The following is a 25010-nucleotide window of genomic DNA, read 5'->3' as shown; positions in this document are numbered from 1 at the left end:
TATCGCACACTTATATACGGCAATGGCCTTTCTGCAAACTATCCTCGCATTTGTTGTCGCTCTTGGTTCGCTGGTGATCATCCACGAGCTTGGCCACTATTGGGTCGCGCGTTTGTGCGGCGTCAAAGTGCTGCGCTTTTCGGTTGGCATGGGCAAGATTGTCTGGTCGCGCCGTTTCGGCCCCGACCAGACCGAGTGGGCGCTTTCCATCCTGCCATTGGGCGGCTACGTCAAGATGCTGGATGCCCGTGAGCAAGATGTGTCGGGCATTTCACCGCAAGACATGAAGCGGGAGTTCACCAGCCAGTCGGTCTGGCGGCGCATCGCGATTGTCGCCGCCGGCCCTCTGGCGAATTTCATTCTTGCCATTTTATTATTTGCCGGCCTGTACAGCTATGGCGAAATGGAGCCGACGCCAAAGGTGCGGACGGTAGCGGAGCAAACCGCGGCCTACCAGGCCGGCTTGCGCGGCGATGAACTGATTACCGCCGTGAACGGCGAGCCGGTCCAGACCTGGAATGAATTGCGCTGGAAAGTGATGCAGGCGGTGGTCGACAAGGCGCCGGTCAAGCTTGACGTACGGCGCTCAAATCCAGGCGCCTCGGGCGGCAGTCTGCTGGACACGGTCAGCCTGTCGACCGCCGGCCTGGTGACCAAGGACCTGGAAGGCGATTACCTCGGCAAGCTGGGCATCAAGCTGGCGGTCGGTAAGCCGATCCTGAACAAAGTTGATCCCGGCGGACCTGCCATGAAAGCTGGTTTGCGGGAAGGTGACCAGATCACGGCAATCAATGGCGTGCCAATGGTTGATAGCGTGGATTTTATTGCCAAGGTGAGTGCCTCGCCGGGCAAGACTTTGACGTTGACAGGTTTGCGAAATGGCAATATTTTTACCCTGGATGTGACGCCGGAGGCGCAGCCGTCCAAAGACGGGACTATAGGCAGGATCAAGGTCGAATTATCGTCCACGATGCCGGAGATGGTGCTGTCCAGCAGCCCGCCGCTGCAAGCACTTGCCAAAGGAGCAAAACGGACCTGGGACAGCAGTATCCTGACCCTCAAAATGCTGGGTAAAATGATTGTCGGCGAGGTTTCCTGGAAGAATATTACCGGCCCGATCACGATTGCCGACTATGCCGGCCAGACCGCACGGATCGGCGCATTCAGCTATTTGAGCTTTATTGCCTTTATCAGCATCAGCCTTGGCGTCATGAATTTGCTCCCCATTCCGGTTCTAGATGGTGGTCTTTTGCTGTATTATTCGCTGGAAGTTTTGACCGGACGCCCCATTCCTGAACGGGTTGGTGCAATTGCACAGCGCGCAGGCATCGGCATTTTGATGACGTTGATGATGGTCGCCATGTTTAACGACATCGTTCGGCTCCTATTTTAAACTCCTTTAAGTTCGGCTCTCTTGTCTGACAATCGTGGCGGACAAGGACATTGATAAAAAACGATCGCTAATGAAATTACATTCCGAGCACTTCCCTTTGTCGATTCTTCCCCGTCGTTTGATTGCTGCCGCTGCCTTTGCCCTGTGTTCGGGCCAGGTCATGGCGGTGCAGCCATTTGTGGTCAAGGATATCCGCATTGAAGGTATCCAGCGCACGGAGGCCGGTACTGTATTCAGCTACTTGCCGGTACGCGTCGGCGAGCAGTTCACCGACGAAAAAGGGACCGCGGCGATCAAGGCCCTGTATGCGACCGGCTTCTTCAAGGATGTGCGGATCGAATCCGAGGGCGACGTGCTGGTGGTGATGGTGGAGGAGCGGCCGTCGATTGCCGCCGTCGACTTCTCCGGTATCAAGGAATTCGATAAAGACCAGCTGACCAAAGCGCTGAAGGAAATCGGCGTCGGCGAATCGCGTATTTTCGACAAGGCCCAGGTCGACCGCGCTGAACAGGAACTGAAGAAACAGTACCTGTCGCGTGGCCTGTACGGCATGAAAGTGACGACCACCGTCACGCCTATCGAACGCAACCGCGTCAATGTCACGTTTGCCGTCGACGAAGGCGAAGTATCGCGCATCAAGGAAATCCGCTTCGTCGGCAACAAGGCATTCTCCGACGGCGACCTGCGCGACCAGATCAAGCTGCGCTCGCCGGGCTGGTTCACCTGGTATACCAAGGCCGACCAGTACGCCAAGGAAAAGCTGTCAGGCGATATCGAAACCCTGCGTTCCTATTACCTGAACCGCGGCTATATCGAGATGCAGGTTGAATCGACCCAGGTGTCGATCACGCCGGACAAGAAGGATATCTACATCACCATCAATATCAACGAAGGTGAAAAGTACAAGGTTTCCGACATCAAGATGGAAGGCGAGATGTTCGGCCGCGAAGACGAACTCAAGTCATTGCTGGAATTGAAAAAAGGCGATGTCTTCAACGGTGAAAAGCTCAACAGCAGCACCAAGAAGATGTCCGAGCGCCTGGGTAACTTCGGTTACGCTTTCGCCAACGTCAACGCCAATCCGGACCTGAACCGCGAAACCAAGGAAGTAGCGTTTACCATCCTGGTCGATCCGGGCAAGCGCGTCTACGTGCGCCACGTCAACGTCACCGGCAATACCAAGACGCGCGACGAAGTGGTGCGCCGCGAATTCCGCCAGTTCGAAGACTCGTGGTACGACGGTTCCAAGATCAAGCTGTCGCGCGACCGCGTCGACCGCCTCGGCTATTTCAAGGATGTCGGCATCGAAACGCCGGAAGTGCCGAACACCTCCGACCAGGTCGATATCAATATGGCGGTCACCGAGAAGCCTACCGGTAACATCCAGGTCGGCGCCGGTTTCTCGCAGACCGACAAGCTGAGCCTGTCCGGTTCGATCCAGCAGCAGAATGCTTTCGGCAGCGGCAACACCATCGGCCTCGATGTGAACACCAGCAGCTATTCGCGGGTGATCGCGCTGTCCCAGACTAATCCTTACTTTACCGATGACGGCATCAGCCGCACCTACAACGTGTATCTGCGTACCGTGCGGCCGTCGCCATACACCACCGGTGACTACCGTGTCCGCACCATCGGCAGCGATATCAAGTTCGGCGTGCCGTTCTCGGAACTGGATACGGTGTTCTTCGGCGTCGGTATTGAAAACACCAACGTCAAGGCCGATAATTCCAGCCCGTTGCTGTACCAGCAGTATGTCCATGATTTCGGCAACGGCGTCCTGGTGCCTAGCGGCCAGACCTTGCCTAACGGCCAGAGCTATGACGTTTTGCAAAATCCTGCCGCCGCCACCACCAACAGCTTCCCGCTGACGGCTGCCTGGCAGCGCGACAGCCGCGACAGTGCACTGGTGCCGACCAAGGGACGCTACCAGCGCGCCACGCTTGAAGTGTCGGCGGTCGGTACCCTGCGCTATTACCGCGCCAGCTATCAGCATCAGTACTTCCAGCCATTCTGGGGCAATGCGGCAACGCTGGCCTTGAACGGTGAAATCGATTACGGCCGCGGCATCGGCGGCAAGCCGTATCCGGTGTTCAAGAACTACTATGCCGGCGGTATCGGCACCGTGCGCGGTTTTGAAGGTTCGACACTGGGCGTCGGCACCAACGTCGACCAGTACGGCGATTCGATGGGTGGCGCCTCGCGCGTGTTCGGCAACATGGAATTGCAATTCCCGTTCCCGGGTTCCGGCAGCGACCGCACCCTGCGCTGGTTTACCTTCCTCGACAGCGGCCAGGTCTATGCGGACAGGAAGCCGATGCAGTTGAGCGAGTTGCGGTATTCTACCGGTCTCGGTTTGAGCTGGGTTTCGCCTATCGGTCCATTGAAGATCAGCTACGGCAAGCCGCTGAATGCCAAGCCGACCGACAAGACGCAATCCTTCCAGTTTCAGTTGGGTACGGGCTTCTAAATCCGCCGGGGTCTGCGCCGTGCAGATTCTGGCAAGAATGGCATAATGCACAAGTTGCATCATTTGAATTGCGGAGAATAGTGTTGAAATCTCTAATTAAATCATTTACATCCTTACCATCGGCTGCTGTCCTGGCTGTGTGCGCCTTGTCGGCGGCCGCGCCAGTGCATGCGGATGAAGGCTCGAAAATCGCCTTCGTCAGTAGCGAGCGCATTTTGCGCGAGGCCAACCCGGCCAAGGTGGCGCAAACCAAGATCGAAAGCGAGTTTTCCAAGCGCGACAAGGAATTGCAGGACCAGGCAGCTACCTTGAAAGCCAAGGCGGACAAGCTGGACAAGGATTCAGCCGTGATTTCGGATTCCGAGCGCAACAAGCGCCAGCGCGAACTGAGCGATCTGGACAAGGATTTCCAGCGCAAGCAGCGTGAATTCCGCGAAGACTTGAACCAGCGCCGCAACGAAGAGCTGGCAATCGTCCTGGAGCGTTCGACCAAGGCGATCAAGCAGATCGCCGAAGCAGAAAAGTACGATATGGTGTTTCAGGAAGGCGGCGTGTATGTGAGCCCGCGTATTGATATCACCGATAAAGTGCTGAAGATCCTCAATAAATAAGTACATTCTGTTAAGGCCAATCAGTATGAGCATTCGGCTAAAAGAATTGGTCGAAAGCTTAGGTGGCCAATTGACCGGTGATGCGGATACCCAGGTATCCGGCATCGCTCCCCTGAGCGATGCCACCGCATCACAGATCACCTTCCTCTCGAATCCAAAATTCCGCCCCCAGGTGTCGCAAACGCAAGCGGCTGCTGTCATCCTGTCTGCCGCGGATGATGCGGCGGTCGGCGCCGACTATCATGGCGCGCGCATTGTCGCCGCCAATCCCTATGCGTACTTTGCCCGGGCGGCGCAGTTTTTTGCTGCCAGAAATGCAATTCCGGTGATTCCCGGAATTGATCCGGCCGCCAGCGTCGATCCTGCCGCCCAGGTCGCGGCCAGTGCCTGCATCGGCCCCAATGTGGTCATCGGCAGCGGCGCGGTCATCGGCGAGAATGTCCGCATCGATGCCGGTTGCGTGATTGGCGCGGGCGTCAGGATAGGCGCGGCTAGTTATCTTTATCCCAATGTTACCGTCTATCACGCCTGTGAGATCGGCCAGCGCGCCATCATTCATTCCGGCGTGGTGATCGGCGCCGACGGTTTCGGTTTTGCCAACGATGGCGGAGCCTGGGTCAAGATCCCGCAAACCGGGCGCGTGCTGATCGGCGACGACGTCGAAATCGGCGCGAATACCACGATTGACCGCGGCGCCCTGGCCGATACCGTGATTGAAGAGGGCGTCAAGCTGGACAACCAGATCCAGATCGCCCATAACTGCCATATCGGCGCCCATACCGCGATTGCGGCGTGCGCGGGGATCGCCGGCAGCGCCCGGATCGGCAAATACTGCTCTATAGGCGGCGCCGCCATGATCCATGGCCACATCACCATTGCCGATCACGTGCATGTGTCGGCCGGAACGCTGGCTTTGCGCTCGATTTCCGAACCGGGGCAATATACCGGGTTTTATCCGATTGCCAAGCATGGCGACTGGGAAAAATCTGCCGCCCTGGTACGCAATCTGAATACAATGCGTGAGAAAATCCGGTCTCTGGAAAAATCCATTAAACAGTTATCACAACAGCTTACCCAAGAAGATAATGAATAGTCCAAACCAAACGCTAGATATCAATCAGATCAAAACCTACCTGCCGCACCGTTATCCGCTGTTGCTGGTTGATCGCGTATTGAATTGGGAAAGCGGCAAGTCGATCACTGCGATCAAGAATGTCACGATCAATGAAGAATTCTTCAACGGACATTTTCCTAACAAGCCGGTGATGCCAGGCGTATTGACGATTGAAGCGCTGGCGCAGACCGCCGCGCTGTTGTCATTTTTGACTGAAGGCCGCAAGCCGGATGAAAATACCGTGGTGTATTTCCTCGGCATCGACAAGGCGCGTTTCCGCCGCCCGGTCGAGCCAGGCGACCAGATCAAGCTGCAAGTCGAGATCGTGCGCGTAGTGCGCGGCATCTGGAAATACAAGGCCATCGCCAGCGTCGACGGCGAACTGGCGGTAGAAGCCGAATTCATGTGCACCATGCGCACCGCGGTCAGCCCTGGCGCAGCGTCCACTCCTGCGGCGACCGTCGCCGACGCCAGCCCATCAGCGTGATCCGATGACGCGCATTCATCCTACCGCCGTCATCGATCCCAAGGCGAGTCTTGATAGTTCAGTAGAAGTCGGCGCTTACACAGTCATCGGACCGGACGTCGTGATCGGCGCCGGCAGCAAGATCGGCCCGCACGCTGTGATCGAAGGCCACACCACCATCGGCCGCGATAATTCGATTTTCCAGTTCGGCTCGATCGGCGCCGTGCCGCAGGATAAGAAATACGCCGGCGAACCGACCCGCCTGGAGATCGGCGACCGCAACACTATCCGCGAGTTCGTGACCCTGAACCTGGGCACCGTGCAGGACGGTGGCGTCACCCGTATCGGCAACGACAACTGGGTCATGGCCTATGTGCACGTGGCGCATGATTGCCGGATCGGCAGCAACACCACGATCGCCAACAATGCCACCTTGGCCGGCCATGTGCATATCGGCGACTGGGTGCTGCTCGGCGGTTTCACTACCGTGCATCAGTTCTGCCGCATCGGCGCGCATGCGATGACTGCATTTACCGCGGCGGTCAGCCAGGACATTCCGCCCTTCGTGACCGCGGCCGGCAACCGCGCCGAACCTGCCGGCATCAACAGCGAAGGCTTGCGTCGCCGCGGTTTCAGCAGCGAGCAGATCATGGCCATCAAGCGCGCCTACCGCACCATCTATCGCGCCGGCCTGCCGCTCGAAGAAGCCATGGCTGCGCTGGCGCTGGAAGAGGCCAAGACGCCGGACTCTGCTGCCTACCTGAAGCAGATGCGTGAATTCATCGCATCCTCGACGCGCGGCATCATCCGCTGACATGGCGGACAGCAACGCCAATGTAACCATCGCCATGGTCGCCGGCGAAACTTCCGGCGACCTGCTGGCCGCGCGCCTGCTGTCGGGGTTGCGGCCGCATTTGCCTGATGCGCGCATGCATGGCATCGGCGGCGCCAGGATGGCCGAATACGGTTTTGTCAGCGACTGGCCGATGGAAAAGCTGTCGGTCAACGGCCTGTTCGAAGTACTTGCTCACTATCGCGAGCTGAAGGGCATCCAGAACACGCTGCGCGACCGGCTGCTGGCGGAAAAGCCGAATGTCTTCATCGGCGTCGATGCGCCGGATTTTAATTTCGGCCTGGAAGCGCAGCTGCGCCAGGGCGGTATTCCCACAGTGCATTTTATCGGACCATCGATCTGGGCATGGCGCGGCGGCCGCATCAAGAAGATCGCGAAGGCGGCGTCGCACATGCTGGTCATCTTTCCGTTTGAAGCAGAGATTTATCGCAAGGCCGGCATCTCCGTCACCTATGTCGGCCATCCGCTGGCGCAGGTGATCCCGATGGAACCGGATGTGGCGGCGGCGCGCAGCGCGCTCGGCCTGCCGGCTGCAGGCCGCGTTGTGGCGATCATGCCGGGCAGCCGCATGGGCGAATTGAAGCACAACACCATTGCTTTTGTGGAAGCCGCCAGGATACTGGCGCAGCGCGATCCTGGCATGCGCTTCATCGCGCCCATGGCGGGCGAGAAGCAGCGCAAGTTCTTTAGCGAGCTGCTCAGCCAGGCCGGTTTGCAGGACCTGCCGCTGCAGATCCTGGATGGCCAGTCGCACACCGCCATGGCCGCCGCCGACGGCGTGCTGGTAGCTTCGGGCACGGCTTCGCTGGAAGTCGCCCTGTACAAGAAGCCGATGGTGATCGCCTACAAGATGATGCGCGCCAGCTGGGAAATCATGCGCCACATGAGCTACCAGCCGTGGATAGGCTTGCCGAACATCCTGGCGCGCGAATTCCTGGTGCCGGAGCTGCTGCAGCACAACGCCACGCCGCAGGCGCTGGCCGATGCGCTCTGGCAGCAGCTGGAAGATCCGGCCCGCCAGGCGATGCTGAGACAGCGCTTTACCGACATGCATCACTCTTTGTTGCGCGATACCGCCAGCGAGAGTGCGCAAGCGGTGCTGCAAGTCATCGAACAGCATCAGCGTTCATCTTGATCCATGCCGGTCTGACAGACCGCTCACTTTTGTACTGAATGCCGTGACCCTATCCGATCCCAATCTCTCTCTCTTCACCTACGACGGCGAAATCATTTGCGGCGTCGATGAAGCAGGCCGCGGCCCCTTGGCAGGCCCGGTGTTTGCTGCCGCCGTCATCCTTGATCCGGCAAAACCGGTCAACGGCCTGCGCGATTCCAAGAAGCTGACTGCCGAACGTCGCGAAGCCCTAGCCGAGCAAATCAAGACCAACGCACTGGCTTGGGCCATCGCCGAATGCTCGGAAGAGGAAATCGATAAGCTCAATATTTTGCAAGCGACCATGCTGGCGATGCGCCGCGCGGTAGAGGGATTGGCGATGCTGCCGACACTGGCGCTGATCGACGGCAACCGCTGTCCGCAGCTCAGTATCCGCTCCGAGGCCATCATCAAGGGCGACGACAAGGTGCAAGCGATTTCGGCTGCATCGATTCTCGCCAAGACCGCGCGCGACGCTGCGCTGCAAGTACTGCATGAACGATATCCGCACTACGCTTTCGACCAGCACAAAGGGTATCCGACCGCGCTGCACATGGAGCGGCTGCGCCTGCACGGCGTCTCGCCGGTGCATCGCAAATCCTATGCGCCGGTGCGGGCCTTGCTGGCGATCATTCCCGGCGGAGCAGCCTAATGAAAAGCATCACTTCATCCGCCAATCCTTTGTACAAGGAACTGAAGCTGCTGGCGACCAGCGCCCAGGCGCGGCGCAAGGCCGGCCGCACTTTGCTGGACGGGATCCACCTGAGCGAAGCGTACCTCCAGCACGGGGGCAAGCCGGTCTTATGCGTCGCCAGCGAAACCGCGCTGACGCATGCCGAAGCCGCCGCGCTGATCCGCCAGTGCCAGGCCGACGCGGTGCAATGCGTGGTGCTGCCGGATGGGCAGTACCAGGCGTTGAGCCAGGTCGAGCACGGCGTCGGTTTGCTGCTCGTGATCGAAACGCCGAAAACGACGCCGCCGGCAGCCTTGACCCAATCCGCCGTACTGCTCGACAACCTGCAGGATCCCGGCAATCTCGGCTCCATCCTGCGCAGCGCCGCCGCCGCCGGCATCAGGCAGATCTATTGTTCGGAAGGCAGCGCATCGGCTTGGTCGCCTAAAGTCTTGCGCGCCGGGATGGGCGCCCATTTCATCCTGGATGTTTTTGAAAACGTCGACCTGGCGGCGCTGATGTCAAGCGCGCAGGTTCCGGTGTTTGCCACCAGCTCCTATGCTAGCCAAAGCATCTATCAAGCTGATCTTAGCGTACCGCTGGCATGGTTGTTCGGCCACGAGGGCCAAGGCGTTGCAGAAGACCTACTGCAGCTGGCCGGTCAGCAGGTCGTGATTCCGCATCGCGGCCAGATGGAATCTCTGAACGTTGCCGCTGCGGCAGCAGTATGTTTTTTTGAGCAGTTGCGCCAAATCAGCAATTGATGTTCCCTTAAACCCCGAGAAATCACTCGTAGGGTGGGCACTCCGTGCCCACGCGGACGGGGCGGGGCGCGCAGCCCGGGGCGCGTAGCCGGGGCGCGTATCCGGGGCACGCAGCCTGGGGCGTGAATGCCTGGGACACGCATATCAGGGATATCGATGCCTGCGGCACTGCGTGGGCACGGAGTGCCCACCCTACGATTTTAATAAAATTCTCAATAGACCAGCTGTCTTCCCCATTTTCTTTCGCCAGTTTTTAGGACATTTCTGTCCTGTGGGCTTTCGCGCCAGGTTTATCACGTAGCGCGTGATGCACTGCATTCTGTGGCTGGCCTTACTCCTATCGACCATTTCCTGACTTGGTTTCGTTGCTAAATGTTCGCACGTCGTTTTCTCAAGTTACATTCCAATTCGATTATTAAATGCGTCGGTTTGTCGGATTCTTGATTGTGTCAATGTGAATAAATGTTATGAATTTTTGTTACAAAATTGACTATATTTTTTGTAATTATTTTTCCTTCGGCGCGACTATATTGCGAACGTGGCAATCGCATGATTTTATGGTTGCAAAAGAAAACGGCCGGACAATTTCGCAATGCAAGCCTGCATTCGAAGACTCTGCATCGTCTATTTGCCATTGCATGGTTTGCCTTGCGTCAACACAAGTTCCTTTGGATAAATTTGATAGGCGAAGAGATATTATGGATTCCAATAAAAGAAATTTAGGCGCGTCGGGCTTGTCCGGTGAATTTGCCAATGCAGCTTCTCTGGCTGAGGCCGTAGCGCCCGGCGCCCAGGCTATGCTGCGCGCTGCAGTCGATAGCCGTCTTGCGCAAGACGCTGAAGCCTCGCCGCGGGCCGCAGCAGCCCCTTCGATTAACAGCGCTTCTGATCGGGCCGGCGGCCAGACCGGCAACGTCGGCAGCGGCGCCACGATCGACGATGCCCGTCCTACCCTGAGCGGCCACGCTCAACCCAGTACCATTGATAACAGCTCCTTTGTCAATATCTATGATAACGGCAAATTATTGGGTTCCGCCTTCGTCCGCCAGGATGGCGGCTGGACGTTCAACCTGCCAGCCACCGACCCGCTCGATACCGGCGAACACGTATTCACGGTGGTCGACGCCTCAGGTGCGATATCCGAGCCATTCGTACTGAACATAGAAATTCCCGAATCATCCAAGCCAGTCATCGATGCGGTGCTCGACAATATCGGCGTGACGGGTGAAATTTTCAGCGGCGGCACGACGGACGATGCCAGGCCAATACTGCGCGGCCATGGTGAAGCCGGCACGCAGGTTTTTCTTTACGATAACGGCGTTGCAGTCGGCGATGCAATAATCGAACCGGACGGCAGTTGGAGCCTTGGACCTTACAAATCGCTTGCACCTGGCGAGCACGTGCTGACGGTGGTCAAGGACCGCATTGCCTCCGATCCGTTCGTACTGACGGTGGGCGACACCGAGCCAGTCGTCAAGCCCGCAATCGATGGTGCGTTTGACGATTTCGGCAAGACAGGCGAAATTGCCAACGGCGGCATCACTGACGATGCCACACCGACGCTGCGTGGCCACGGCGAGCCGTTTTCGCAATACACCGTATACGACAACAATGTGCGTGTCGGTTATGCGTACAGCAATCAGGACGGTAGCTGGTCGTATACTGTGGGCAAAGAGCTGACGCAAGGCGAGCATGTGTTTACAGCAACCGGTACTAGCCCGGCCGGCGTTATCCTGTCTTCCGAGCCATTCACGCTGACCGTGGGCGCTCCGGATTCGCCCAAGCCGGTGATCGATTCGGCGTTTGACGATTTCGGCAAGACTGGCGATATCGCCAACGGCGGCACGACGGACGATGCGACCCCGATTTTGCGTGGCCACGGTGAGCCGCTGTCGCAGTACACCGTGTACGACAACAATGTGCGTGTCGGTTATGCGTTCAGCGGTCCTGACGGCAACTGGTCGTTCACCGTGAGCAACAAGCTGGCGCTGGGCGAACACAGCTTCACTGTGTCTGGCGCTGGCGTCACTTCCGAGCCATTCACACTGACCGTGGGCGCGCCGGATTCGCCCAAGCCGGTGATCGACTCGGCGTTTGACGATTTCGGCAAGACTGGCGATATCGCCAACGGCGGCACGACGGACGATGCGACCCCGATTTTGCGTGGCCACGGTGAGCCGTTTTCGCAATACGCTGTATACGACAACAATGTGCGTGTCGGTTATGCATACAGCAATCAGGATGGTAGCTGGTCGTATGCAGTGAGCAAAGAACTGTCGCAAGGCGAGCACAGCTTCACCGTGTCTGGCGCTGGCGTCACTTCCGAGCCATTCACACTGACCGTGGGCGCGCCGGATTCGCCCAAGCCGGTGATCGATTCGGCGCTTGACGATTTCGGCAAGACTGGCGATATCGCCAACGGCGGTACGACGGATGATGCGACACCAACGCTGCGCGGCCAGGGTGAACCACTGTCGCAGTACACCGTGTACGACAACAATGTGCGCGTCGGATATGCGTTCAGCGGCCCTGACGGCAACTGGTCGTTCACCGTGAGCAACAAGCTGGCGCTGGGCGAGCACAGTTTCACCGTGGCTGGCGCTGGCGTCACTTCCGAGCCATTCACGCTGACCGTGGGCGCACCGGATTCGCCCAAGCCGGTGATCGCTGCGGCGTTTGATGATTTTGGCAAATATGGCGATATCGTCAATGGCGGCACGACGGATGATGCGACCCCGACTCTGCGCGGCCAAGGCGAGCCGCTGTTGCAGTACACCGTGTATGACAACAATGTGCGTGTCGGTTATGCGTTCAGCGGTCCTGACGGCAACTGGTCGTTCACCGTGAGCAACAAGCTGGCGCTGGGCGAGCACAGTTTCACCGTGTCTGGTGCCGGCGTCACTTCCGAGCCGTTCACGCTGACGGTGGATGCGACTGCACCAGAAGTACCGGTTGTGCCAGAAGTACCGGTTGTACCAGAATTGCCGGTTGTACCAGAGGTACCGGAACCGGTGATCGATCCGACCTTGCCGCCAACGACCATCCGTCAGGTCATCGATAATTTCGGTTCCCAAGTGGGCAATGTCCGGCCCGGTTCAAGTACCGATGACGCCACGCCGAAGCTTACCGGTCAGGCTGCGGCCAATACCTTGGTGACGATCTATGACGGCGCCGACAATCCTATCGGTTCGGTCCAGGCCAACGGGTTTGGCCAATGGACATTCACGGTTCCTGCAGAGCAGTCGCTGAACGATGGCCGCCATATCTTCACTGCGGTGGCCGCCAACGGCCAAGTTAGTGCCGGCTATGAAATCAACATCGACACCTCGGCAGTGGCGACGACTCCGCGGATCTATGCTATCCACGACGATGTCGGTCCTGAGCAGGGCGATCTGTACGCCCCCGGCAAGCCAGGCAGCGGCTTGTTGACTACTGACGACACCCGTCCGAAGCTGTATGGTGAAGCTGGCGCCAACCGGTTGGTGACGATCTATGATGGTGTCAACAATCCGATCGGTTCGGCACGGGCTGACGGCGCTGGCCGCTGGACTTTCACGCCTGAAGAGGCGTTGAGCAATGGCACTCACAATCTCACCGCGGTGGCCGACGGCCGCACCAGCGCTGATTTCCCGATCACCATTAGCGGCGCCGTTGCGCCGGCCAAGTTGGTGATCGAGTCTGCCCATGACGATGCGTCGCCGGCGTTTCATGGTCAAGGCGGTGTGCCGGGTACGCAGATTTTACTGTATGAGAACGGTATTCGCATTGGTGCTGGCTGGGTTGATGCTGACGGTAGCTGGACGCTCAGAGACTTTAGTCCGCTCTCATCGGGCGAGCACACGCTGACGGTGGTCAATGCCGGCGTGACGTCCGAGCCATTCACGCTAACTGTGGGCGCGCCTGACTCGACGAAGCTGGTGATCGATTCGGCATTCGACAACTTCGGCGCGACTGGTGTGATCGGCAATGGCGGCACGACGGATGACGTTGCTCCAAGGATCAGCGGTCATGGTCAGCCGGGCGGGCAGGTCAGCCTGTTTGACGGCAATGTGTTCCTGGGGCAGGCCACAATAAGGCAGGATGGCAGCTGGAGCTTGTATCCGAACATCGTGCTGACGCAGGGTGAGCACGTACTGACGGTGGTCGATGCTGGCAATGCGAGATCGGAGCCATTCGTGCTGAATGTGGTTGCTGCGGATTCGGCCAAGCCGGTGATCGATTCGGTAATCGATAACGTCGGAACAGTGGAAGAACTCGCCAATGGCGCCACTACCGATGATGCGCGGCCATCATTCCATGGTCATGGCGAACCCAATAGCTATATATACTTGCTCGACCATGGCCAACGCGTGGGAGAGGCTCAAGTGGCTGAGGATGGCAGCTGGGTTCTGAATGTCGAGAAACGGCTGGCTCCAGGTGAGCATGAATTCATGGTGGCTAGTGATGGCGTCATGTCCGAGCCGTTCACACTGACGGTGGAGAATGCGCCGGAGGCGCCAAGGCCGGTGATCGATTCGGCGACGGACGATGTCGGCGTAACTGGCGTGATCTCCAATGGCGGCACTACCGATGATTACACTCCGGTATTTCACGGTCATGCCGAAGCGGATACTCCGGTTATCTATTTCTACGACAAGACCACCTACATCGGCAGCAGTACCGTGCAAGCGGATGGCAGCTGGACATTCGAGCTGATCGACGCAAACCAGAGCACTACGCTGCTCCCTGGGGATCATTCGATTACGGCAACCACCGATGGCGTCACGTTCTCCGAGCCGTTTGTGCTGCATGTTGTGGAGCCTGCGTCTGCAGAAGGGCAGGCTGAAGCCGTAGATGCCATTATTCCTGAATCGTCCAAACCGGTGATCGAATTGGCGATGGACGATATGGGGGCGGTAACGGGCCCGGTATTCAATGGCGGTAGCACGGACGACGTCCGGCCGGAATTCAGTGGCCGTGGCGAGGCAAATGCTATAGTGATCCTGTATGACAATGGCAGGATCGTGGGCCGAGGTTCGGTGACGCCGGATGGCAGCTGGACGGTTCGTACCGACGGTCCGGTTGGGTACGGCGAGCATGTGTACACGGCGCGTATAGGCGGGTTGGATTCGGAACCGTTCACCTTGAACGTCGTTGCGTCCGAAGCAGTGGACAAGCCGGGAATTGATCCGGCGATCGATTCGGCCAACGACGATGTCAGCCACAGCGAACTGGCCAACGGCAACGCCACAGGTGATGCGACGCCAACCTTGCGTGGCCATGGCGAGCCGAATAGCGTTGTTTTTGTCTACGACAACGGTCTCAGGATCGGTAATGCTTGGGCGGGTGCCGATGGCAGCTGGAGCTACGATTCCAGCAAGCTGGCGAAGGGCGAGCATGCCTTCACGGTGGATGCCGGCGATGGCGCGATGTCTGCTCCGTTCACCTTGAGCGTGACTGTTGAGCCGGTGATAGGGAAGCCGGTGATTGATTCGGTATATGACACCTATGCGCCTGGCGGCTCGGTGGAGCTCGTCAGCGGTGACGTCATGGGATACAACTTGCTGATCCTGCGTGGCCATGGCGAGCCTAACACGCCGGTGTTGATTTACGATAACGGTGTGTATGTCGGTTACGCGGATACGGGTACTGATGGCAAGTGGACCTATGGGACTGACCCGCTGAGCCTCGGTGAACACGCATTCACGACGGAAATTACCACTCCCGAGGGTGCGGTCTTGACCTCGGATCCGTTTGTGGCGTATTACGGTGTCTCTGCCCCTGTTGCAGCTTCCATGCAAGTCGAGGCCATGGAAGTGACGGGCAATGAGGACATTGCCCTGAGCGCGCTGAATGCTACATCGGTGCAGTCGGTTGATAAGCCGGTCGCTAGTAGTGCCGGTTCGCAGCAAGGTGAGTTGGGTGTGGCTTGGGAGGTCAAGAGTGATGGCGGTGTCTTGCACCTGGACTCGCTTGCCGAAACGTCTGCAGTGCATGCCAGCGATGTGCCGAACAATGGTTTATCGTCGTTGTCGATAGATGCCTTGCTGCAGCCGGTTGGCGAGTTCTTTGCCGAGGCGTCTGATATCTCTCCGGCCGGTGATGTCAATTATCCGGTCGATCTGACGACGTTTGCCAGCGAGCAGGGTGTATCGCAATCCATCGAGGTCATCGAAGGTTCTATCGTTGTGTTCCCGCTCATACAGCAGCCTGAACTGCTGGAATTACACGCGGCATAAGCTGTCATGATTGAAGGATACGGCCGCTTGCTTTTGCAATGAAAGCAGCGGCTGGGTTCTGGCGCACAGCTGGCCGGACTGCCATCGGCCTTCTTGTCTGTCTATTGATATTTTCTTAAATTACGACAAATCATCCGTAGGGTGGGCACTCCGTGCCCACGCGGACACGCAACCCGGGACGTAAATGTCCGCAGCGCTGCGTGGGCACGGAGTGCCCACCCTACGACATCGATTTTTAAGATGATGGCTTGTCCTGTTTTATGAAATTCTGAATAGTTTATTTTCTCTTTAAATGCTGTTCAGTTGAGACTGAACAGCATTTTTTTATTTGCGGCCGTTGGCGGGTATTTGTGCCGGCACGGAATCGTAGTTATTGCGATAAAACAAGTCGCGCTTGTCGCACCTCGGCCTGTAACGATTACTGGCAATTCGCACTGCCAACCGATCGTTATCCGCTCTCAAGATAATTGCAATAAAAGCAATGGTGCATTAATATCATAGGCATTCATCTTCCCACAATCTCTTGCGCATTCGCCGTAGCCGATATTGTGGCTGCTTACTCCCTATGAATGGAGCGATCCTATGAATTTCACTAAAAAAAAATCATTTGCGCGGACTCAAGTAAATGAGTTCGGCGCCACTACCGCCCTGGTTGAGGCGGCAAAGTCCGATGTCCAAGCGTCGGTGACTGAAATACATCTGGTGGCTGACAGCGTGGATATCGCATCAATCCGTTCAGCAGCGGGGCTGGCGATAGACGGCGCCCATGCCCAACCCGAATTGACCATAGTTCCGCTAAGCCCGGGCCTTGCCATTGATAAGGGCGCACCATTGCAGGCGAATTCCCCTGGCAGCGGTTTCGACAGCGGCAAATTGCTGAGTTCCGTTTATGTTGACCAGTCTGGCGGCTGGGGGCTGCAGCTAGCTCCGGATAACGTACCTGATGCGAGTGAGCAGGCAGTATCCGGCGCCGACGAGAAAGTGCTGGAGGCAGAGGTTCTCGAGCTGGAGAAGCCGGTGATCAAGGCCGCCATGAATGATGCCGGTGCAGCGGGAGAGATTGATGACGGCGGCACGACTGCGGATGCCACGCCGACGTTCTCCGGCTATGGCGAGCCGTTCGCCCGGCTGACAATCTACGACAACGGACTGCCGATTGGCGATACTGCGATTGGATCGGACGGCATATGGTCGTTTACTGTTCGTGAACGACTGGATCCGGGTGAGCATCAGTTCATAGTGGATGTGGCAGGGGTCATGTCCGATCCGTTCATGCTGACAGTAAGCGCTCCGGAAGCGGACAGGCCGGCAATCGACGCCGTGCCGGATGATGCGGGGGCGGTGGCTGAGCTTATAAGCGGTGATACGGCCAGCGATTCCTGTCCCGCGCTCAGCGGCTTGGTGCTGGCTGACCTGCTGCAGCCGGCGACTGCGGAGTTGTTGGCTGGCGGCCAGGCCGGAATTTTGCCCGGGGGCGGCAGCGCACAGGTTCTCGATCTGTCGAATAAGATATTCGACAGCGGCTTGCCTGCGGACGTGCAGTCGCCTGCCGCCGCCCATGCCGCGTTGCCGGTGCAAATGATGACACCGGCGGAATTGTGGCAATCGGAGGCGGCTACGTAAGCAGTCATGCGGCGTCTTGCCCGGCTGACTATTCCATCACGACGCAGCCGGGATTTTCCGTCACTCCGTTTGCCTGCCCTTGGCTGTTGCCGGCGCTTTGCCTTAGCCTTGCATTCGCCTAGAACGTCCGTATGTCCGGCTTGATATCCTGCAGAATCGTCGCTGCGATTTCCTCAATCGACTTGGTGGTCGACGACATCCAGCGTATCCCTTCGCGCCGCATGATCTTTTCCGCCTCATTCACTTCGTAACGGCAGTTCGCCAGCGCCGCATATTTGCTGCCCGGACGGCGCTCGTTGCGGATTTCCGACAAGCGGTCGGCGGCGATGGTCAGGCCGAAAATCTTTTGCTTGAACGGCAACAGGCCGCTGGGCAGTCTGTCGCGCTCGAAATCTTCTGGGATCAAAGGATAGTTGGCGGCCTTGACGCCGAATTGCATGGCCAGGTAAAGGCTGGTCGGGGTTTTACCGGAACGCGAGACGCCGACCAGGATGACATCGGCATCGGCCAGGTTCTTGTGCGACTGGCCGTCGTCATGCGCTAACGAGAAGTTGATGGCTTCGATGCGGTTTTTGTATTCGTCGGTATTGGCGGTGTTGTGGCTGCGGCCTATGGTGTGGGTGGACTTGACGCCCAGCTCTTTTTCCAGCGGCTCGACAAAAGTCTGGATCAAGTCCATGTGCATGGCCTTGGCTTGCTGGATCACTTTTGACAGGTCGGCCTTCACCAACGTCGAAAAAACGATAGGCAGTTTGCCATCCAGGGTAAACGCTTCGTTGATCCTGCGGGTCGCCTCGTAAGCCTTGTCCAGGGTATCGATGAAGGGCAGGCGCACCTGCTTGAAGCGCAGCTCGAACTGGGTCAGCACCGAATGGCCGAAAGTCTCGGCGGTGATGCCGGTGCCATCGGAGACAAAGAACACGGTGCGGTTGGCGGGGACCAGCGGGGTAGGAGCGGCATCAAGCATGATATTGTCAAAAAAAGAATAAATAAAACTGATGAGAAAACCAAGGCTAGCCCAGCGGCCAGGCCGGCGCGGAAACTTTTAACCGAGCCTGGGCTCTAGCTTACTGTGAAGCACCTGCCGCCTTGTACGCCTTTAGACGTTAAATTGGCATAAAATGGCAGCCAACTGAATATTTAAAGCTGTCCGACGAAGAATAACAAAAAGCCAAGGATGGCGAAGGCAATTGTGAAGATTTCTTATCTTCTACATAACACAATAAAATCAATAGCTTAACTTAAAATCCGTTCCGCAAATGAGTAAACTTTGCGCAGCTACAACCCAATGCTGGCGCGGCCCTCACTTTTTTTGCGGAACCGATTTATTTGGTCGGATCGATCAATTTCCCGCGCCGATGCCTGACATATCGGGCCGTCATTGTAGCGGTTGAATGCCCTAGTTGATCTTGCGCAGCTGCAATTCCGCTCGCTTCTTCTTTGTCCGTCCCAGCCTTGGCGCGCAAGTCTCGGAACTGGAATGCTGCAATTTGATCGGCGATTTCTGGATTGGCGGCGATTGCAGCCTCGCGCGCTGTCTGGAACGCGCTACGAAGCGTCGATGACGGCAACCCTTGCCCTGCTGCGTCTTGGACGAGATGTCCGCCTGTAGGGCTTCTATCGTTGATCCGTTGAATGACCTTGGCGAGTTCCCCATTGACCTTTATACGTAGTCGCTTACCGCGCTTGTTTTGCTGGATATTGAGTTCATCGTCGACGATGTGAGAATGCAGGAATTTCAAAACGTCCGCAGGTCGCTGACCGGTTAAATATGCAAGATCCATGGCATCTCGCAGTGGATTATCGCCTGCGTTCCAGACAGCGGAAAAGACTGCATTGTCGATGTACACGTCGCGTCCCTTTTCCTTATTACCTTTGATCCCTGCGCACGGGTTCGGATTACTTGTAAGTCCTTTTTCCCTGGCAAAGTTAAAAATGTGGCTGAACAGAGCCTTCTCTCGATTTGCTGAAACGGGGCTGCCTTTGCGCAAGTCCATATACATGCGGATGTTCTTTGGCTCAATCGTATTGATCGGTGCCGGCGGAGTATCGAAATACACGTATAGGCGCTTTAATTCAGAGAGGTTGATTCGTTGCGTCGCAGGTGCTTTAGTTGGCAGTACCTCCCTGATATATCGCTCCGCAACGTATCGGAACGTGATTAGATCAGGCTGTGCAGCTTTGCTGACAGTCAGCTCAGCCCATTTTTGTACTGCCAGCGCATAGTCAGCCCCCAACGGAATTTCCTTACGAGGTTTCGCGCCGCTGTCTAGATAGAAATATGTTTTGACTCCGCGGTGTCTGGCACGCATTCCGGAGGGTAAATTTTTGTTTCTCGTTGGAGTGCGCCCCATATCAAAATGCCTTCACTATGCTGGAGGTCCATGATGTGCGCTGTGGCTTAGATTCCTTTCGCCCATCAATGGCTGATCGAGCAACTACAGCGTGGCCAGTTGCATTGACGAAAAATGGCAATCCCATTTTTCGTAGCGTATCGATTTGCTGCCCTTTCATTTTTCGGCCCGTCAGCTTGATTACTTCGTCATCGTCCAGAAAAGTGCTCATCATTTAGTTTTATCCGTATATCTTTGAGATTTCACTATCTTCACCTGCCTTGCTCCGCTTGACTTTGCATGGCCGCATCGATGGCATGGCGCAGCGATATTCCCTCTGCAATCAGCACATAATTTCTATCGTAGAAGCTAGTCCTTATTGGAGTACCTCGCGGACCATGCTGCCATTGATGCGCGTGGATATGCTCCTGCGCATCAAGCCAATCTATGCGTAGGGTGTCATCGCTACCTAGTCCAGTTGCCGGATAATTTCCGTGTTGCACGACGGCTCGTCCGAATTCAGTAAATTCATAGTGTTGCGCATGTGTTTTGCGGATGAGGCCTATGCATGCCAAGCGTTCCACCATTGAGTCGGCAACATCGTAGCCCTCACCATCTTCAAAACAATCCTTCATGCGGCGCAGCGCTGTGAATTCGTCAGGCAAAATAGTAATCATCGTATTTTTACTTTCCCCACTTGGGATTTCTGTCACGTTCGTCCTTGAGGGGCAGGTCATTCGGACGCAATGCCGGCCAGTGTCTTGATTTCCTTGGTGGACATACCGGTGAACTCGTGCAGTTTCACCAGTAGCATGAAACCGAGTGGTTGGACGCCATTACGAATTTTGCTAATGGTGGGTGGGGTGATCTCAATGGCGCGGCACAGAGCGGCATCGTTCTTCAAATTGTGCTTTTGCAGCACGACATCCAGCATATAAGCGACTGTATATTTCTGCGATTGGGTTTCCATGGCGTTCCTTTTTATTTGGGATGATTGCGAGAATGGGATAGAGCGTTATGCTTCTTGCTTTAACAGGGTGCGAGTACCGTCGCTGTGCATGGGGCTGACGATGGCGTCAAATTCCATTTGCTCAAGAAGGCGCGCGGCACGGTTATAGCCGATGCGGAGGACGCGTTGGACCAGAGAGATAGAAGGGCGCCGCTGTTCGCGCACAATGGCAACAGCTTGGGCATACAGTGGGTCCACGCCCTCGCCGAAGCGTATGAATTCGGTTCCAGAGTGACTAATCGTCGCTGTTGCGCCATGCGCACGGAGGTGACTCTCGAACTTAGCGACGGCGGCAAGCACCTGGCCGTCAATGTTTGGTGCGGGGCTGAATTCATCGGGTGTTTCACCGCCGAGCGCAAACACCAGATCACTTAGCATCTTGTTGAGCTCGCCGGTCATCAGCATCATGTCGGAATCGAAACGTTCGTCGTCGTTCTTGCTGCTGGTGTCGTTGCTTTCCTTCAGCACGTCCAGCGGTGTGATGCGCTTGATTGCCAGCGATTCGGTCAGCACGAACGAGATATGGTCAGCCCAGGTCATCGCCAGTCGAGTGCATTGTTTACCGGCAGCGATGTGGCGGCCTGTGTCATCTGCCTCCAGGGTGTGACGGATATAACGGACGGTGGCTTTCCCTTCGCCTGCGGCGCGCAGTTCGGTGTCCTGGTCGACGGTGAAGCCGTGCGGTGCTTCGTCCGAGGCCAGCCAGTTGGTCATCGAGGTCAGCGGTGAGTGGGCCGTGCGCAGGCCGGAAATCTGTAGCTTGTCGACCGAAGCCAGCAACAGCTTCAAGATTTCTTCCGCTTTAGTTGAGCTGGCGGCATCAATCACTAACCAGCCGTTGACCGGATCGATCCAGACCCAGGTATTTCGCTGGATGCTGAAAGCGCGCGGCAGCAGCTCATCGGTGATCTGTTCCTTGATGTCTTTCAGCTGCTTGCGACCCGGCGCATAGCCTTGCTGTTCTTCGATCTCGGCGGCGCGCGCCTCGGTGACCTGGTTGACGACGGTGGCCGGCAGCAGCTTTTTTTCGGTGCCGAGCAAGATCAACATCTGGCGGTTCACGCTGTGCACCAGCATGCCATTGTCGCGTGGCGACAGCCAGCCCTGGCTTTGCAATTCCAGGCTGCTGCACTTGGCGAAGGCCTGCGGCGCCAGGAAGGCTTCCAGCTGTCCGGCCGAAACGGCCCACGGTGCGGGAATTCGGTATATCTGAAGGTTCTTAAACCACATACTGTTAATGTCCGTTTTGAGGTGAGGATATTTGTCGGTTATTGCATCTTCAGCAGGCCGCGATGATTCGCCTGGTGCGTCCGCCATGCTTCAATCGTTGCCTGCGCCGCAACCAGCTTCCAGCGGTGAACTTCATCCAGTTCAATCGCGGCGCGCATGGCTTCTAGGTGGGCGATATATTCAGGGCTGGCGTAGGCGTCGCGCTCCTGCGCTGCCAGCGCCTTTTCTTGGCTAGCGGCCATACAATTGGCCTTGACCGTCTTCCGAAACTCTTCCATATAGATGCGGTTTGCTCGGGAGATCGCAGCTTCGCCGGCTTGGAAGCGCAAAAAATTCAGAGCTTGTTGAGCTGCCTCATCACTGAAGTGGTCTATCCGTGTGTCTGTCATAATGTTTTCCTGTGATCTGTGGGGTTACTTGCGACGTGAGTTAAGGCGCTCTTCCTGAAATACGCGCACACCTTCAATCTTGCAGTTGGCCTGCAGCGATTTCGCCTGTTGCTTGATCGGCACGAGGTTGGGGGTCAAGAAATTGACGTACTGCGGGTTGGCCGCAACAAATTTGATTAAGTCGATGAGACTTGTTACCTCGGCAGTCCATGGCGCGGACGTTGAAATGCCGGCGACTTTGGGTGTCGCGCTGGCGACGGTCGGCGCAGTCATGACTTGAGCGATGGATTGCGTAACGGACACGCGCGCGGCAGCGGCCTCTCGCTCGGCTTCTGCTGCGGCCTTCGTCTGATTGGCTGCCAGCACTTCGGCGTTGGCGCGCTCTTCAGCATCGCGATCGCCGGAGGCCGCAGCATCCTGAGCCGCTTGTTCTGCTTTGGCCACAGCTTGTGCCGCAGCAGCAGCTTCCCGAGCTTGACGGTCCACTTCTGCTTGTTGTTCGCGCGCCTGCTGCTCAAGTTTCAAACGTTCTTGACGAGCTTGTTCGTCAGCTAATTTTTGTGCTTCTTGTGCCTTCCGTTTTTCTTCCTTGCTAAAGGTAAGAATGGCATTTTTGAGCAATGCGATGGCGTCCTCGCATTTTTTGACTGGCGCCCGAAACAGTTCCATAACATTATTTTTGGCCTGATCCATCGGGCGGGTTATCGCAAACCGTGTAGTGTTCAATTGATCAAGCTTCTCCTGAAGCGCTTGCATCTCTTCTACAGCGATCATGTACATCACTGGCGAGTTGATGGTGATTGCGTGAGCGACAGCGTGAACGCTGTCGGCAACCTTGTTTAATTCGGCCGCCGAAGGCAGAGGTGGAATGGCGGCTACAGCCACGTTGTCTCGATCAAGCAATTCCATTTTTCAATCTCCAATTTCGTAAAGTAAGCAATGACAAAAATGCGGGAAAATCCAGCGGATCCTTATAGGGCACCATGCGATAAGTTCCATCGGGCCGCAACCCAAGTGCATAGCGGTCAAGAATTTGCGGGCCGTGAAGGCTGTGAAGAGCCTGATATGCGGAAAGCTGCATCCCGATCACCGGGCCGAGCGTCGCCATTTTTTTAATATCCAGAACGGCCATCCGACCTCGCACTGGTCCGGTTCTGTCCGAAGTTCCTGAGAAACCGTGTATGGGGTGATACAACTGGCTCTCTATCGTTGCTGGCTCAAAGCCGCAGTCGTCCTTGAAGCGGATCCAGGCAGTGAGATACGGTTTCAGCTCATCCGATAAGGAATCAGTATCTAGGTCGTCTTTGTCATACAGTTCTGTCATGCGGTGAACGGCAGTGCCGAGCTTCTGCGCGCGCTGCAAGACTTCCGGATTGAGCATTGAGAAGTTCATCATCGGGCTCAGTATTTGCGTCACACTGGGAACGACATTGCCGTTCCAGCGATATTCGTGCTTGCTGGTATCGAATGTCAGCATGATCAAACCGCCGGATTCTTGGTCCAGGCAATCACAGCGTCAAAGTTGGCGCGCGTGATTTCGTTTAGCTTGATGCCGAATTTTTTCAATACGTCAGCTGAGCCAAGCGCGGCCGCTTCCATCTTTGCGCTCAGATACTCAAATTCCGCCGTGGTTAGAGGCGTTGTATCCGCTTCACCAAGTATCGACTCATATTTCGGCGAGGCTGTCGCCGTCGTCCCGCCAGTGTTTTCTGCTGCCTGAAGTTGCTGCTCAGCGGCGGCTTTTTCTGTTTTCGACTGCGGTTGGGCTACTTGGGCTGTACGCTCGATGTTCTGCGGTTGTTCGTTAGCTGATTCGTCGTCTTCGGGATCGTTGATGACCACCACTTCGCCGTCGAAGGTAAAGTTTTTCCCGCTGTCGACTGCGTTGGCGACATCCATGGCACGCATGACCTCGATGGACTTTGGCATGTACTTCAGCACCTGCAGCAGCACCACTTTGCGGGCGTACATTTCCATGTTGCTACCATCGTCTTTTATTGCGTAATGTTTCGGACCAACCTTGTTGTATTTGTTCAAGTGGCGAACGACGCGATTCATCGACCAGACTTCGATAACCGGATACTGGCTGCCGTTGACTCGACCAATCGCATAGACGTGCGTGATCTGCTTCCAATGATCGGCGTCGCTCTCGGGCTGATGTTTTACAAATGGATTGTCACCGAGCGCCCAGTCAAATTTATCGCCTTCATAGACAGCACCGGTCCAGACAGTTGCGCGGCCAGCCCGTGAAACCAAGTCGACAAGTCCCTGCCAGCCGGGTATGAACTGGGCCTTATATCCAGTTTTTTTCCAATACGGAACCAGATAGCCTTGACCACCGACGCCGATCTCAAGGCCCAGCTGTGCGGCGATGACAACAGATGCATAGATGCTGTGCATGTCGCATTTTTGTAGATCTGAACTTTGGCTGAAGGCCGTCAGGGCCAAGCGGATCATGCGGTCGGCACTAATATGCTTTGGCAGGGCAAGGGAAAGCTGCCCCTTGTACTTATCCATGAAGTCGTTCAGTGTTTTTGCTGGACTTACTGCTAATTGATTGCTCATGTATTTCTCGACTTAATTAAAATTCGTGATTTCTGATTTGCATGTACGCTGAAACGCTAATTTGCTATTGCTGTCGTCGGGCCAGCCCTGTGCCAGGCATAGATCTCGCAGCGTGGGAGCGGCATAGCTGTCATCGTCGTTACAGATTG

At 56.7% G+C, this 25010-nt stretch carries 21 protein-coding genes and 1 pseudogene; 11 read left to right on the top strand and 11 right to left on the bottom strand.

Annotated features, from left to right (window positions below; translation table 11 throughout):
• Positions 1-22 precede the first annotated feature (22 nt).
• From rseP to BCF11_RS02485, 11 genes are all read left to right on the top strand, one after another.
• Entirely contained in the window at positions 23-1393 is a 1371-nt protein-coding gene (gene rseP, locus BCF11_RS02535) for an RIP metalloprotease RseP (protein WP_098493349.1), read from the top strand.
• A 70-nt stretch (positions 1394-1463) separates the two neighbouring features.
• Positions 1464-3860, top strand: coding sequence for an outer membrane protein assembly factor BamA (bamA, locus tag BCF11_RS02530; RefSeq protein ID WP_098493348.1), 2397 nt, complete (start codon positions 1464-1466; stop codon positions 3858-3860).
• 83 nt (positions 3861-3943) lie between these two features.
• Positions 3944-4471: an OmpH family outer membrane protein gene (locus BCF11_RS02525; protein ID WP_098493347.1), complete on the top strand. Its 528-nt coding sequence runs from the start codon at positions 3944-3946 to the stop codon at positions 4469-4471.
• 25 nt (positions 4472-4496) lie between these two features.
• Complete coding sequence (gene lpxD / locus BCF11_RS02520) at positions 4497-5564, top strand: UDP-3-O-(3-hydroxymyristoyl)glucosamine N-acyltransferase (RefSeq protein WP_098493346.1); 1068 nt, start codon at positions 4497-4499, stop codon at positions 5562-5564.
• On the top strand, positions 5557-6072 hold the full coding sequence (gene fabZ, locus BCF11_RS02515) for a 3-hydroxyacyl-ACP dehydratase FabZ (protein ID WP_233212341.1): 516 nt from the start codon (positions 5557-5559) through the stop codon (positions 6070-6072). Before lpxD ends, fabZ begins: the two co-directional genes overlap by 8 nt.
• Before the next feature lie 4 nt (positions 6073-6076).
• On the top strand, positions 6077-6865 hold the full coding sequence (lpxA, locus tag BCF11_RS02510) for an acyl-ACP--UDP-N-acetylglucosamine O-acyltransferase (protein WP_098493344.1): 789 nt from the start codon (positions 6077-6079) through the stop codon (positions 6863-6865).
• 1 nt (position 6866) lies between these two features.
• A complete protein-coding gene (lpxB, locus tag BCF11_RS02505; protein ID WP_098493343.1) occupies positions 6867-8039 on the top strand; it encodes a lipid-A-disaccharide synthase in 1173 nt (390 codons plus the stop codon).
• 43 nt (positions 8040-8082) lie between these two features.
• Positions 8083-8709, top strand: a complete 627-nt coding sequence (rnhB, locus tag BCF11_RS02500; RefSeq protein ID WP_098493342.1) for a ribonuclease HII — start codon at positions 8083-8085, stop codon at positions 8707-8709.
• Positions 8709-9494: an RNA methyltransferase gene (locus BCF11_RS02495; RefSeq protein WP_098493341.1), complete on the top strand. Its 786-nt coding sequence runs from the start codon at positions 8709-8711 to the stop codon at positions 9492-9494. The genes rnhB and BCF11_RS02495 overlap by 1 nt, the downstream gene beginning before the upstream one ends.
• A gap of 698 nt (positions 9495-10192) precedes the next feature.
• Positions 10193-15712: an Ig-like domain-containing protein gene (locus BCF11_RS02490; protein WP_098493340.1), complete on the top strand. Its 5520-nt coding sequence runs from the start codon at positions 10193-10195 to the stop codon at positions 15710-15712.
• Positions 15713-16294: 582 nt separating this feature from the next.
• Entirely contained in the window at positions 16295-17335 is a 1041-nt protein-coding gene (locus tag BCF11_RS02485; RefSeq protein ID WP_098493339.1) for an Ig-like domain-containing protein, read from the top strand.
• A gap of 118 nt (positions 17336-17453) precedes the next feature.
• On the opposite strand, the gene BCF11_RS02480 is transcribed toward BCF11_RS02485, so the two are convergent.
• The 11 genes and pseudogenes from BCF11_RS02480 to BCF11_RS02435 form a co-directional block, all read right to left on the bottom strand.
• Positions 17454-18302, bottom strand: coding sequence for a pyruvate, water dikinase regulatory protein (locus BCF11_RS02480; protein ID WP_098493338.1), 849 nt, complete (start codon positions 18300-18302; stop codon positions 17454-17456).
• 358 nt (positions 18303-18660) lie between these two features.
• The gene (locus BCF11_RS02475; RefSeq protein WP_098493337.1) at positions 18661-19689 is read right to left on the bottom strand and encodes a tyrosine-type recombinase/integrase; all 1029 of its coding nucleotides are present in this window, start codon (positions 19687-19689) and stop codon (positions 18661-18663) included.
• Position 19690: 1 nt separating this feature from the next.
• Positions 19691-19903 carry a DUF4224 domain-containing protein gene (locus BCF11_RS02470; protein ID WP_233212340.1) on the bottom strand — a complete coding sequence of 71 codons (213 nt, stop codon included), beginning with the start codon at positions 19901-19903 and terminating at the stop codon, positions 19691-19693.
• A gap of 37 nt (positions 19904-19940) precedes the next feature.
• Complete coding sequence (locus tag BCF11_RS02465; RefSeq protein ID WP_143751242.1) at positions 19941-20381, bottom strand: hypothetical protein; 441 nt, start codon at positions 20379-20381, stop codon at positions 19941-19943.
• 20 nt (positions 20382-20401) lie between these two features.
• Positions 20402-20638 carry a helix-turn-helix domain-containing protein gene (locus BCF11_RS02460; protein ID WP_098493335.1) on the bottom strand — a complete coding sequence of 79 codons (237 nt, stop codon included), beginning with the start codon at positions 20636-20638 and terminating at the stop codon, positions 20402-20404.
• A 45-nt stretch (positions 20639-20683) separates the two neighbouring features.
• Positions 20684-20875, bottom strand: coding sequence for a DNA translocase FtsK (locus BCF11_RS28260; protein WP_255407838.1), 192 nt, complete (start codon positions 20873-20875; stop codon positions 20684-20686).
• A 144-nt stretch (positions 20876-21019) separates the two neighbouring features.
• A pseudogene (locus tag BCF11_RS02455) lies at positions 21020-21907 on the bottom strand (recombination-associated protein RdgC); the annotation flags it as partial.
• Positions 21908-21945: 38 nt separating this feature from the next.
• Complete coding sequence (locus tag BCF11_RS02450; protein ID WP_233212339.1) at positions 21946-22296, bottom strand: hypothetical protein; 351 nt, start codon at positions 22294-22296, stop codon at positions 21946-21948.
• A 24-nt stretch (positions 22297-22320) separates the two neighbouring features.
• The gene (locus tag BCF11_RS02445; protein ID WP_098493334.1) at positions 22321-23205 is read right to left on the bottom strand and encodes a hypothetical protein; all 885 of its coding nucleotides are present in this window, start codon (positions 23203-23205) and stop codon (positions 22321-22323) included.
• Entirely contained in the window at positions 23192-23773 is a 582-nt protein-coding gene (locus tag BCF11_RS02440) for a hypothetical protein (RefSeq protein ID WP_098493333.1), read from the bottom strand. Before BCF11_RS02440 ends, BCF11_RS02445 begins: the two co-directional genes overlap by 14 nt.
• A 2-nt stretch (positions 23774-23775) precedes the next feature.
• Positions 23776-24861 carry a recombinase RecT gene (locus BCF11_RS02435; protein ID WP_098493332.1) on the bottom strand — a complete coding sequence of 362 codons (1086 nt, stop codon included), beginning with the start codon at positions 24859-24861 and terminating at the stop codon, positions 23776-23778.
• Between the last annotated feature and the right edge of the window lie 149 nt (positions 24862-25010).

Source organism: Collimonas sp. PA-H2 (assembly GCF_002564105.1).
Lineage (GTDB): Bacteria > Pseudomonadota > Gammaproteobacteria > Burkholderiales > Burkholderiaceae_D > Collimonas.
Note: the sequence above shows the minus strand (reverse complement) of the source record. Positions and strands in the feature narration are given on the sequence as shown.

What these genes read in the sequence shown, in the direction of transcription:
- BCF11_RS02485 (WP_098493339.1), top strand. Translation starts at nt 16,295, where the DNA reads ATGAATTTCACTAAAAAAAAATCATTTGCGCGGACTCAAGTAAATGAG.
- BCF11_RS02480 (WP_098493338.1), bottom strand. Translation starts at nt 18,302, where the DNA reads ATGCTTGATGCCGCTCCTACCCCGCTGGTCCCCGCCAACCGCACCGTG.
- lpxA (WP_098493344.1), top strand. Translation starts at nt 6,077, where the DNA reads ATGACGCGCATTCATCCTACCGCCGTCATCGATCCCAAGGCGAGTCTT.
- BCF11_RS02470 (WP_233212340.1), bottom strand. Translation starts at nt 19,903, where the DNA reads ATGATGAGCACTTTTCTGGACGATGACGAAGTAATCAAGCTGACGGGC.
- fabZ (WP_233212341.1), top strand. Translation starts at nt 5,557, where the DNA reads ATGAATAGTCCAAACCAAACGCTAGATATCAATCAGATCAAAACCTAC.
- lpxD (WP_098493346.1), top strand. Translation starts at nt 4,497, where the DNA reads ATGAGCATTCGGCTAAAAGAATTGGTCGAAAGCTTAGGTGGCCAATTG.
- BCF11_RS02435 (WP_098493332.1), bottom strand. Translation starts at nt 24,861, where the DNA reads ATGAGCAATCAATTAGCAGTAAGTCCAGCAAAAACACTGAACGACTTC.
- rseP (WP_098493349.1), top strand. Translation starts at nt 23, where the DNA reads ATGGCCTTTCTGCAAACTATCCTCGCATTTGTTGTCGCTCTTGGTTCG.
- BCF11_RS02475 (WP_098493337.1), bottom strand. Translation starts at nt 19,689, where the DNA reads ATGGGGCGCACTCCAACGAGAAACAAAAATTTACCCTCCGGAATGCGT.
- BCF11_RS02450 (WP_233212339.1), bottom strand. Translation starts at nt 22,296, where the DNA reads ATGACAGACACACGGATAGACCACTTCAGTGATGAGGCAGCTCAACAA.
- BCF11_RS02460 (WP_098493335.1), bottom strand. Translation starts at nt 20,638, where the DNA reads ATGGAAACCCAATCGCAGAAATATACAGTCGCTTATATGCTGGATGTC.
- lpxB (WP_098493343.1), top strand. Translation starts at nt 6,867, where the DNA reads ATGGCGGACAGCAACGCCAATGTAACCATCGCCATGGTCGCCGGCGAA.
- BCF11_RS02440 (WP_098493333.1), bottom strand. Translation starts at nt 23,773, where the DNA reads ATGCTGACATTCGATACCAGCAAGCACGAATATCGCTGGAACGGCAAT.
- bamA (WP_098493348.1), top strand. Translation starts at nt 1,464, where the DNA reads ATGAAATTACATTCCGAGCACTTCCCTTTGTCGATTCTTCCCCGTCGT.
- BCF11_RS02490 (WP_098493340.1), top strand. Translation starts at nt 10,193, where the DNA reads ATGGATTCCAATAAAAGAAATTTAGGCGCGTCGGGCTTGTCCGGTGAA.
- BCF11_RS02495 (WP_098493341.1), top strand. Translation starts at nt 8,709, where the DNA reads ATGAAAAGCATCACTTCATCCGCCAATCCTTTGTACAAGGAACTGAAG.
- BCF11_RS02445 (WP_098493334.1), bottom strand. Translation starts at nt 23,205, where the DNA reads ATGGAATTGCTTGATCGAGACAACGTGGCTGTAGCCGCCATTCCACCT.